The organism is Cupriavidus sp. 05T313 (genome assembly GCF_056396665.1).
The window spans coordinates 1-10,135 of sequence record NZ_JBFTLX010000257.1 but is presented as its reverse complement, the minus strand read 5'-3'; the positions used below and the strand labels follow the sequence as shown (position 1 = coordinate 10,135).

At 67.5% G+C, this 10,135-nt stretch carries 6 protein-coding genes; 4 read left to right on the top strand and 2 right to left on the bottom strand.

The window, feature by feature from the left end:
* Nucleotides 1-318 precede the first annotated feature (318 nt).
* On the bottom strand, nucleotides 319-1,059 hold the full coding sequence (locus tag AC1DKD_RS34535) for an IclR family transcriptional regulator (RefSeq protein ID WP_477104335.1): 741 nt from the start codon (nucleotides 1,057-1,059) through the stop codon (nucleotides 319-321).
* Nucleotides 1,060-1,357: 298 nt separating this feature from the next.
* Between AC1DKD_RS34535 and imuA the strand changes: the two genes are divergently transcribed.
* From imuA to AC1DKD_RS34520, 3 genes are read left to right on the top strand one after another with little or no spacing between them, the layout of a single operon-like run.
* Entirely contained in the window at nucleotides 1,358-2,218 is an 861-nt protein-coding gene (gene imuA, locus AC1DKD_RS34530; RefSeq protein ID WP_441634228.1) for a translesion DNA synthesis-associated protein ImuA, read from the top strand.
* Nucleotides 2,151-3,710 (top strand): Y-family DNA polymerase, encoded by a 1,560-nt coding sequence (locus tag AC1DKD_RS34525; RefSeq protein ID WP_477104333.1) that lies wholly within the window; start codon nucleotides 2,151-2,153, stop codon nucleotides 3,708-3,710. Before imuA ends, AC1DKD_RS34525 begins: the two co-directional genes overlap by 68 nt.
* Nucleotides 3,711-3,756: 46 nt before the next feature.
* Nucleotides 3,757-7,245 carry an error-prone DNA polymerase gene (locus tag AC1DKD_RS34520; RefSeq protein ID WP_441637320.1) on the top strand — a complete coding sequence of 1,163 codons (3,489 nt, stop codon included), beginning with the start codon at nucleotides 3,757-3,759 and terminating at the stop codon, nucleotides 7,243-7,245.
* A 33-nt stretch (nucleotides 7,246-7,278) separates the two neighbouring features.
* On the opposite strand, the gene AC1DKD_RS34515 is transcribed toward AC1DKD_RS34520, so the two are convergent.
* The gene (locus AC1DKD_RS34515) at nucleotides 7,279-7,530 is read right to left on the bottom strand and encodes a hypothetical protein (protein ID WP_441637318.1); all 252 of its coding nucleotides are present in this window, start codon (nucleotides 7,528-7,530) and stop codon (nucleotides 7,279-7,281) included.
* A 356-nt stretch (nucleotides 7,531-7,886) separates the two neighbouring features.
* On the opposite strand from AC1DKD_RS34515, the gene AC1DKD_RS34510 reads away from it, so the two are divergent.
* Nucleotides 7,887-9,860, top strand: a complete 1,974-nt coding sequence (locus AC1DKD_RS34510) for a methyl-accepting chemotaxis protein (protein ID WP_477144279.1) — start codon at nucleotides 7,887-7,889, stop codon at nucleotides 9,858-9,860.
* Nucleotides 9,861-10,135: the final 275 nt, after the last annotated feature.

Below are 10,135 nucleotides of genomic sequence, written 5' to 3'. Positions count from 1 at the left end.
ATGTTCTGGCGCGCCGATGGCTATCTCTCTCCGCTTTGCATTGAATTCCGCGATGAGCTGGTTGCCTTTTGCAAGGAAGACGACGCAACTGGCGGCAGGGTTGAGCACGCGCTCCGGCTTTGACCGCGCCGGACTGCCGCGGCAGCGGTGGCTTCATGTACGGCGAAATGACCTTCCACTTGCCATCGCGGATCTGTGAAAGCGGCCTTCAGCGTAAGTCAGCGGGGCGACCGTGGCACGGAGCAAGGGGGAGCGCTTTTAATGATGAAGAGGACGCCGCAATGCGTAGGCCGCCGATTTCTATGCGTCGTGGGCAGCTCAGGTGTCAGCCATCAGCGAATCACGGACTTCGCGCATGGCMGTCAAATAGGCCTCCTGGTTCTTTCTCATGCGCTCCGCGGGCCCGGCCAGGGAAATGCCGACCGGCTGGCCGCCCAACCATCCGGACACCGCCAGCCCGTGGACGCCCTCGCTGCCTTCTTCCCGCGCCTCGTATCGGCCAAGGTCGCGGCCGTGCGCCACTTGCGCCATCAGTTCGTCAACGTCAACCACTGTGTGCTCGGTGAAAGGACGAAGCTTGCTCTTGCCAAGTATTGCGCGGGCTTCGTCTTCCGGCAGGAGTCCCAGCAGCGCCTTGCCCAGTGCGGAGGCGTGCAAGGCCGCCCGTGAGCCGACCTCGATGATATAGCGCAACGGCATCCGGCTCGGCTGCACGGCAACGACCTTGACAGCGGTGGTATCGAGTACACCGAAGAAGACGGTCTCATTGGTTTTTGCGCCCACTTGCTCGACGGCTTCCTGCGCTAGTGTCGTCAGGGGATCGTTTTCGGAGATCTGGCGCGCGGTTTCCAACAGACGGGCGGTCGGGTAGAAGCGCCGCGTGCGGGATGTGCGCATCAGGTAGCCGAGCGAATGCAGCGTATGCAATAGGTCAAGGGAACTGCTCTCGGCAACCGAAAGCAGACGAGCCACATCGGAATTTGACAGCTCGCGTTTTTCCCTGGCAAACAATTCAAAAACTGCCATGGTGCGGCTGGCTGCGGGGATCAGGGTGGGCATGCTGGTTTCAAGAAGTGCTGGCTGGAGATACAGTGGCGAGTAGCACTATACGATATTTCGTAGTATAGGGGAGCAGCCAAAGGCGGGGTGTGTTGCGGAGCTGTGAGCGAATGCCACGGCCATCGCTTCCCCAATCGCCGTCGCACAGCGTTTAACCGAACCATGGCGAACGCTAACTATTGTCAGTTTCCACATTGTCGACCCCGGCTTTGCCTCCTTGCGCGCTTCCGTGATACTGTACAAACATACAGTAATCAGAAATTTCCACCCGGTCCCCAAGCCGGGGCGCAAGCATCACATGACCACCCATCTCTCCCCAGCCTCGCCCGCCGCCGACCGGCAGGGTGCGCTGGACGCACTGGAACGACGCTATCCCGGCCTGTGGCGGGCGGGGCAGCTCGGCCATCTGGGCCGCGCGGGCAGCGTGCCGGCCTTGCCCACCGGCCATGCGGCGCTCTCGGCCGAGTTGCCAGGCGGCGGCTGGCCGATGGGGGCGCTGACGGAACTGCTGCTGGCCGACGCCGGCGTGGGCGAGTTGCGCCTGCTGCGCCCGGCGTTGCTGGCGCTGGCGGCGGCACAGCGCCGGGTGGCGCTGGTGGGGCCGCCGTACCTGCCCAATGCGATGTGCCTGGCCGAATGGGGTTTGCCGGCAAGCCAGCTGTTCTGGGTGCGTCCGCCCGCTGGCGCGGGCCGGGCCGCGGCCCAGGCGGATGTGCTGTGGGCGGCGGAGCAGGTGCTGCGCAGCCAGGCTTTTGGCGGGGTGATGGTGTGGCTGCCAACGGCGCGTCCCGAGGCGCTGCGGCGCCTGCAGGTGCTGGCGCAGGCGGGCGACGCGGTGGTCTGGGCGTGCCGCCCGGCCGGCGTGCTGCACGAGTCGTCGCCGGCGGTGCTGCGGCTGCTGTTGTCTCCGGCACCCGGCAATGTCTTGTCGATCACTTTTCACAAGCGGCGCGGCCCGGTGCGCGATGCGCCGCTGGTGCTGCCGCTGGGCGAGATGATGGCGGTGCCGGCCAGGACCGCTTCGCCGTCCGCGCCGCCGCCGGTCCCTTTCAATTTCCCGGTTTCCCAAGCCGTTGCGGGAGAGCAAGCCCATGTCGTACTGGATCGCGGTGCATCTGCCGCGCCTGTCGCTGGACGCGTTGCAGCCGAACTGGCCTGAGCCCGCCGCGCTCCCGGCTTCCTCCGGCCTGCTGCACCACCGGGTGCCGGTGGCGGTGATGGAGCGCGAGCGGGTGGTGCTGGCCAACGGGCCGGCGGTGGCACTGGGGGTGCAGGCCGGGATGCGGCGTGGCGGCGTGCAGGCCTTGTCGGCGCAGGTGGTGCAACTGGAGCGCGAGCCGGCCGCCGAGGCGCAGCTGATGACGGCGCTGGCGCTGGCGCTGCTGCACTTCACACCGCATGTGACGGGCCATCCCGATCCCGATGCGGCTACCGTGATGATCGATGCCGGCGCCAGCCTGCGGCTGTTCGGCGGCCATCTGGCGCTGTGCCGCGCGGTGTATGCGCGGGTGCGCCGGCTAGGTGTGTTTCCGCAGCTTGGCTGCGGGCCCACGGCCTTCGGGGCGGCGTGGCTGGCGGCGCAGCCGCTGCGGCGGGACCGCCGTGGCGCGATGGTGCGGCCGGCGCGGCGCGCGGTGCGGGCTGCTCGCATGGCGCGGCTGCTGGACCGGCTGCCGGTGGCCATGCTGCAAGGCGTGGCCGACGACGGCTGGCTCGACGGCATCGGCTGCCGGACCGTGGGCGAGGTGCGGGGCCTGCCGCGTGCCGGCCTGCGGCGCCGGCTGGGGCCGGATCTGCTGGCGCGGCTGGACCAGGCCTATGGCGAGGTGCCGGTGCGCTTTACCTGGTTCAGCGCGCCGGCAGCCTTCGCGCAGCGCATGGAGCTGCCGGGCCGTACCGAGTCCGTGCAGGGCGTGATGGCGGGCGCGCAGCGCCTGCTGCTGGCGCTGGCCGGCTGGCTGGCGGTACAGCAGGCGGGCGTGACGCGGCTGGTGCTGCGGCTCGAACACGAGCGCTACCGGCTCGGCACCGAGACCCCGTCTACGCCGGTGACGGTCAGCCTGGCGCAGCCCAGCCGCGATCCGGTCCATCTGTCCAGGCTGCTGCAGGAGCGGCTGGACAAGGTGCAGTTCAGCGTGCCGGCGGTGGGCCTGATGCTGGTGGTGGAGTCCATGGAGACCTGCCTGCCGCAGAGCGATTCGCTGTTTCCGGAACCAGGCGGCACGCCGGCCGAACTGGGCCGCCTGCTCGATACGCTGATGGCGCGGCTCGGCCGCGAAAACGTGTTGCAACCCCAGCCGTTGCCCGACCACCGGCCCGAGCGCGCCAATCGCTGGTGCCCCGTCGACGAAATGCCGGCGCGCGCGCCGCAGCCGGCCCCGGCAGGCGCCATGCCGGAGCGCCCGGCGTGGCTGCTGGACAAGCCGATGCCGCTCACCGTGCAGCGTCACCGGCCCTGTCATGGCGGCCCGCTGACCTTGCTCTCGCGGCCGGAGCGCATCGAGAGCGGCTGGTGGGATGGCGCGCTGGCCACGCGCGATTATTTCGTCGCCGAACGTGCGGATGGCCTGCGTTGCTGGGTCTATCGCCAGCGTCCCGGGCACGAGGAGAGCGGTGAATACCGCTGGTTCCTGCACGGCCTGTTCGCCTGAGATTCGCCTGAGCCTTTGCCTCCCTGTCATGTCCAGCAAGCCCGCCATGCCCTCGTTTTCCGCTTTGCCGCCGGCGCTTTCCGCGTTGCTGCCGGTATTGCCGGATTATGTGGAGCTGCACTGCATTTCCAATTTCACGTTCCTGGATGGGGCGTCGCATCCGGTCGAGCTGATCGAGCGCGCCTTTGCGCTGGGCTATCGCGGGCTGGCGCTGACCGATGAATGTTCGGTGGCCGGCACGGCGCGCGCGCATCATGCGCTGAAGGACCTGCGTGAGCGCATCGGCGACGCCGCGGCGCGCAGCGCGGCGCGATTGGCCGCGGGGCTGGATGAGGATGGCGACGATGACGATCTCATCGAGGACGACGGCGAAGAGGGCGATCAGCATGACGGCGGGCATGGGGTGGATGATGAATCCCTCGCCGTGCCGGATGCCACGCCCGCCGCCGGCGACGCCTTGGCCCCTGGCGAAGCCACCCAGGCCCGCCTGCGCCGCCATGAACGACTGGACGCGCTGGCCCGCGCCGCGCAGGATTTCCGCCTGCTGGTCGGCAGCCGCTTCACGCTGACGGACTCCGCCGGCCAGCCGGTGCTGCGGCTGGTGCTGCTGGCGCAGGACCGGGAAGGCTTTGGCAACCTGAGCGAACTGATCACCCTGGGGCGCATGCGCTCGGAGAAGGGCAGCTACCGGCTCCACCCCGACGACCTGGCCGCGCCGCCGCAGCCGGAACAGGCTCACCTGCGCGGCATGCCCAACTGCCTGGCGCTGCTGCTGCCGTCTTATTGCCCCGAGCCCGAGGCGTTGCTGCAGCAAGCGCAATGGATGCGGCAGACCTTTGGCGCGCGCGGCTGGATCGCGCTCGAACAGTTGCAGGGCCATGCCGATGCCTTGCACCGGCTGCGTCTTGCGGACGCATCGGTGCAATCCGGCGTGCCGCTGGCGGCGGCCGGCGCGGTGACCATGCATGTGCGTTCGCGCAAGCCGCTGTCCGATGTGCTGAGCGCGATTCGCGTGGGCCAGCCGCTGTCCGGGTGCGGCATGACGCTGGCGCCCAATGCCGAGCAGCACCTGCGCATGCGGCAGCGCTTGTCCCGGCTGTACCCGCGCGAGGCACTGGCGCAGACGGTGCGGATCGCCTCGCTGTGCGATTTCTCGCTCGATACGCTGCGCTACGAGTATCCGGAAGAGCTGGTGCCCCCCGGTGAGACCCCCTTCAGCTACCTGCGCCGCGAGACCATGAAGGGTGTGCTGCGGCGCTTCCCCGGCGGACTCAAGCCCGAGTGGCGCAAGCAGTTGAAGGAGGAGTTCGAACTGATCCGGGAGAAGCAATACGAGCCCTTCTTCCTCACCGTGCACGACATCGTGCGCTTTGCCCGCGGGCGCGGCATCCTGTGCCAGGGGCGCGGCTCGGCGGCCAATTCGCTGGTCTGCTATTGCCTGTTCATCACCGAGGTGGATCCCGGCGATGCCAACATGCTGTTCGGCCGCTTCCTGTCGCGCGAGCGCGATGAGCCGCCCGATATCGATGTCGATTTCGAGCACCAGCGGCGCGAGGAAGTCATCCAGTACATCTACGGGAAATACGGCCGCCACCGCGCCGCTCTGGCCGCCTCGCTGATCACCTACCGCTCGCGCAGCGCGCTGCGCGACGTGGGCCGCGCGCTGGGCATCGACGCCAGCGTGATCGAGCAGGTGGTCAAGGGCCAGGCCTGGTGGGACGGCGGCAAGACCTTTCTCGACCGCATTGCCCAGTACGGGCTGGACCCGGAATCACCGGCGGTGCGGCAGTGGGCCAGCCTGACCGCGCAACTGCGCGGCTTTCCGCGGCATCTGTCGCAGCACGTGGGCGGTTTCGTGATCGCGCGGCACAAGCTGTCGCGGCTGGTGCCGATCGAGAACGCGGCCATGGAAGACCGCAGCGTGATCCAGTGGGACAAGGACGATCTGGAATCGCTCGGCCTGCTGAAAGTGGACGTGCTGGCGCTGGGCATGCTGTCGGCCATCCGCCGCGCGCTGGCGACGATCCCGAGCCGCTCGGGCGCGCCGTACCGCATGGAGGACATCCCCGGCAAGGACGCGCAGACCTACGACATGATCTGCGCCGCCGATACCATCGGCGTGTTCCAGGTGGAGTCGCGCGCGCAGCAGTCGATGCTGCCGCGGCTGCAGCCGCGCACCTTCTACGACCTGGTGGTGGAGGTGGCCATCGTGCGGCCCGGGCCGATCCAGGGTGGCATGGTGCATCCCTACCTGAAGCGGCGCGAGCAGGTGCGGCGCACCGGCAAGCCGCCGGCGTATCACAACGACGTCATCGAGAAGGTGCTGGGCCGGACCCTGGGCGTGCCGATCTTCCAGGAACAGGTGATGCAACTGGCCATCGACGCCGCCGGTTTCACTCCAGGCCAGGCCGATCAGCTGCGCCGCTCGATGGCGGCCTGGCGGCGCAAGGGCGATCTGAAGCAGCACCAGGATGCGCTGGTCAGCGCGCTGACCCGCAACAAGTATCCGGAAGCCTTCGCGCTGGCCATCTGCAAGCAGATCGAAGGCTTCGGTGAATATGGCTTCCCGGAAAGCCATGCCGCCAGCTTCGCCAAGCTGGTCTATGTCAGCGCGTGGATCAAGTGCCATCATCCGGCGGCTTTCCTGTGCGCCTTGCTCAACAGCCAGCCGATGGGTTTTTACACACCTTCGCAACTGGTGCAGGATGCGCGGCGCCACCACGTACGTACGTCGCCCGTGGATGTCACGGTGAGCTGCTGGGAAAGCACGCTGGAGCTGGAAGCGGACGGGCGGGCGGCGCGAGGACGCGAGCGCGCCCAACCCGCGGTGCGGCTCGGGCTCAACCGCGTGAGCGGCATGCGCGAGGCGGCTGCCGGTCGCATCGAGCAGGCACGCGCCAGGCAGCCTTTTGCCAGCGTCGAGGACCTTGTGCTGCGGGCGCGGCTCGATCGCCACGACATCGACGCGCTGGCCGCCGCCGATGCGCTGGCCAGCCTCGCCGGGCATCGTCGCCAGGCGCGCTGGCAGGCCCGCGCCGCCGCGCTGCAGGCCGCCCATCATGACCTGCTCTACGAGGCACCGCCGGCCGAGAGCAAGCTGTCGCTGCCGGCGCCGCGCCTGGGCGAGGACGTGGCCGCTGATTACGCCAGCATGGGCCTGTCGCTCAAGTCGCATCCGCTTGCGCTGCTGCGGCCGCGGCTGGCGGCCATGAAGTACGCCACCGCGCAGGATCTGGCCCATTGCGGCAACGGCCGGCGTGTGCGGGCCTGCGGCATCGTCACGGTGCGGCAGCGGCCGGCGACCGCCAGCGGCACGATCTTCACGTCGATCGAGGATGAGACGGGTGCCGTCAATGTGATTCTCTGGCCGGACCTGATCGAGCGCCAGCGCAAGGAAGTGCTGGGCGCCACGCTGCTGGGCGTGATCGGCATGTGGCAGCGCCAGGGCGAGGTGAGGCACCTGGTGGCGCAGGAACTGGTGGACCTGAGTCCGCTGCTGGGCCGTCTGATGGTGTCCAGCCGCGACTTTCATTGAGCCGCGAGGACGCGGCGAGACCACCTTGCCGCTTTACCGCGCGGATGCTTCCTGCCCGCGTGACGCGCCATGCCGCACCCTGGCCATATCGCCCTGCCAGCCCATCGCCCTGAGCAAGGCGAAACCATGCGGCGTGACATGCGGGCACCAATGGCCGGCCCCGCATTCCTCCAGCGACACAAGGCCGCGTTCCAGCAACGCCTCCAGATCCACGGGATCCAGTTCCAGGCGGTCCTGCGTATCGTGGACCAGCATCAAGGTAGCAAATTCGTGCGGACTCAGCATCGGCATCTCCTGGGTTGGGAATCCTGGTCTCGCGGGCCAGCAGGGGCGCAAGCGCCCAAGAAGGACACTGCTTACGCGCATTGGCCCGGGTGTTTCCCACATCGGAACCCGCCCGGCGCGCTGACATCGCAATGCCTACCGTTCTACGTTTGATTTGCGTCTGTTTTGTGTCGGCTTTCTTATCCGCTCTTTCGTGATCGTCTTGTGCCTGTTCTACACGCGGTTTGTGCCTGTTTTTCGCCCGAATTACGGGCATTCTGCACCCGTCTTGTGCTGTTTCCGCCCCGCAGTTGTGCATGAAAAAAAAGCTGGAAAACTGCGCTCCAGTACGCCTTGATGCGGCCGATACAAGGCACATGCGAGTGCTTTTTCTGGGGTCTTTCGTGGTGACTTTCCTTTCTCCTGCCATGCGCCTGATGGCGCGCCTGACGATCACGCGCAAGCTGCTCTTGCTTGCGATCCTGTTCCTGATCCCGCTGAGCGGCTCGCTTTATGCGGTGCTGAGCCTCTCGGCGCAGTCGATCCGCGCCAGCCAGGACGAACTGCGCGGCCTCGCCATCGTCGACCGCGCGCTCGACTTCATGCGCGAGACACAGGTCAGGCGCGGTGCGGCCAACGCCGTGCTGGCGGGTAACGCGGCATTTCGCGCCACGTTCGATGGCGCGGATGCGAAGGCCGCTGCACACCTCGACGGACTGATGCAGCAAGCCGGGGCGGCGGCGGGCTTCGACGTTATGCCCGATGCGAAAAAACTCGGGGAGTCGTGGCGACGCATGCATGAAACGGGCCTGAACACGACGGCCGGGCCGCTGTTCGACATGCACAGCGCGCTGGTCAAGCAGACCCGCTTGTTTATCGGCGATGTGGCGGATCGCTCATCGCTCGCGCTCGACCCCGATAGCGGTTCGTACTACCTGGTCACGCTGATGGTCGGGCCGATGCCAAGGCTGGCCGAGCTGAGCGCGCTGGCGCGTGGCAGGGGGGCCGCCATCATCAGCCAGGGCGGCTATTCCGATGCGGCGCAACAGGCTGAGCTGGCCGCGCTCGGGGAGCAGATCCAGGACGGACTGGAATCGGTGCGGCGCGACATCGGCCGCGTGACGCGCGGCGCGCCGGCGTATCGCACACGGGTGGAAAACGCACAGGCGCAACTGTCCGCCGTGGATGCTTTCTACCGCACGCTGAAGGAGAGGATGCTGGGCAGCAGCGGCATCAACATCGAGGCCAAGGCCTATTTCGACGAAGCGACCGCCGCCATCAACGCGGTCTCCTCGGTCAACAAGGAGTTCTCCGCACTTGCCCGCGCCATGCTGGAGCAGCGCATCGCAGCCGACAAGCTGGAACTGGAAGTGCTCGGCGGCGTGGCCCTGCTGGCGGTGGGCGCGGCGTTCTACCTGTTCGCCGGTTTCAGCTGCGGCATGCGCGAGGACGTGCGGCAAGTGGCGGACATGGTGGGCCGGATCAACGCCGGCGACCTTGGCATCCGGCTGGAGGTTCATGGCAGCGACGAACTCAGCCATGTGAAGCGGCACCTGCTGTCGCTGGTGGATACCTGGCGCGTGCTGATCGGCGATACCAAGGAGGGCGCGCAGAACGTGCTGGTGGYCGCGGGCGAGATCGCGCAAGGCAACCTGGACCTGTCGCAGCGGACGGAAGAGCAGGCATCGTCGCTGCAGCAGACCGCCGCCAGCATGGAGCAGCTCACCGCGATCGTGCAACAGAATGCCGGCAGCGCGGACCAGGCCAGCGCGCTGGCCAGCGCGGCTTCCGACATCGCGGTGGCCGGCGGAGCCTCGGTGGGGCGCGTGCTACAGACCATGGGCGAGATCGAGGCCGACTCGAAACGCATCGTCGACATCATCGCGGTGATCGACGGGATTGCCTTCCAGACCAATATCCTGGCGCTCAATGCGGCGGTGGAAGCGGCGCGTGCCGGCGAGTACGGGCGCGGGTTTGCCGTGGTGGCTGCCGAAGTGCGCAACCTGGCGCAGCGCGCCGGCAGTTCCGCCAAGGAGATCCGCACGCTGATCTCGCAATCGGTCCAGCGCGTGGAGGCGGGCTCGGCGCTGGCCGGCGACGCTACCACGACCATGGAGAGCATCGTGGGCGCGGTCGGGCGGGTGACGGCGATGATGGATGAGATCAGCCGGGCGTCGCGCGAGCAGAGCAGCGGGATTGCGCAGGTGAATCAGGCGGTGACGCAGATGGATCAGGTTACGCAGCAGAATGCGGCGTTGGTGGAGCAGGCGGCGGCGGCGGCTGATGCTTTGCGGGAGCAGGCGCAGAGGATGGAGAGGTCGGTTGCTGTTTTTCGGTTGGAGGTGGTTTGATTGGGGGGGCGCATCTCTTTGGCACGGTTTTAGCGTTTTTTGGCGGGGTTTTGTTGCTTCTAGCTGCTGTCGCGGCTGTACGGGGTTGGCCGTTTACGCACACGGAGGTGTCACTTTTCTTTACTCGCCCTCCATGTCAGGATACTTGTCGCCTCCGTTTCCTTAGTGAAGCAAAATGGAGGGCGGTGTGCGAATAGGTGATGACACGATATGCAACCGAGCATCGGGAATGGGTGGTTGAGCAGATGATGCCGCCGCTGAACCGGTCGATAGTG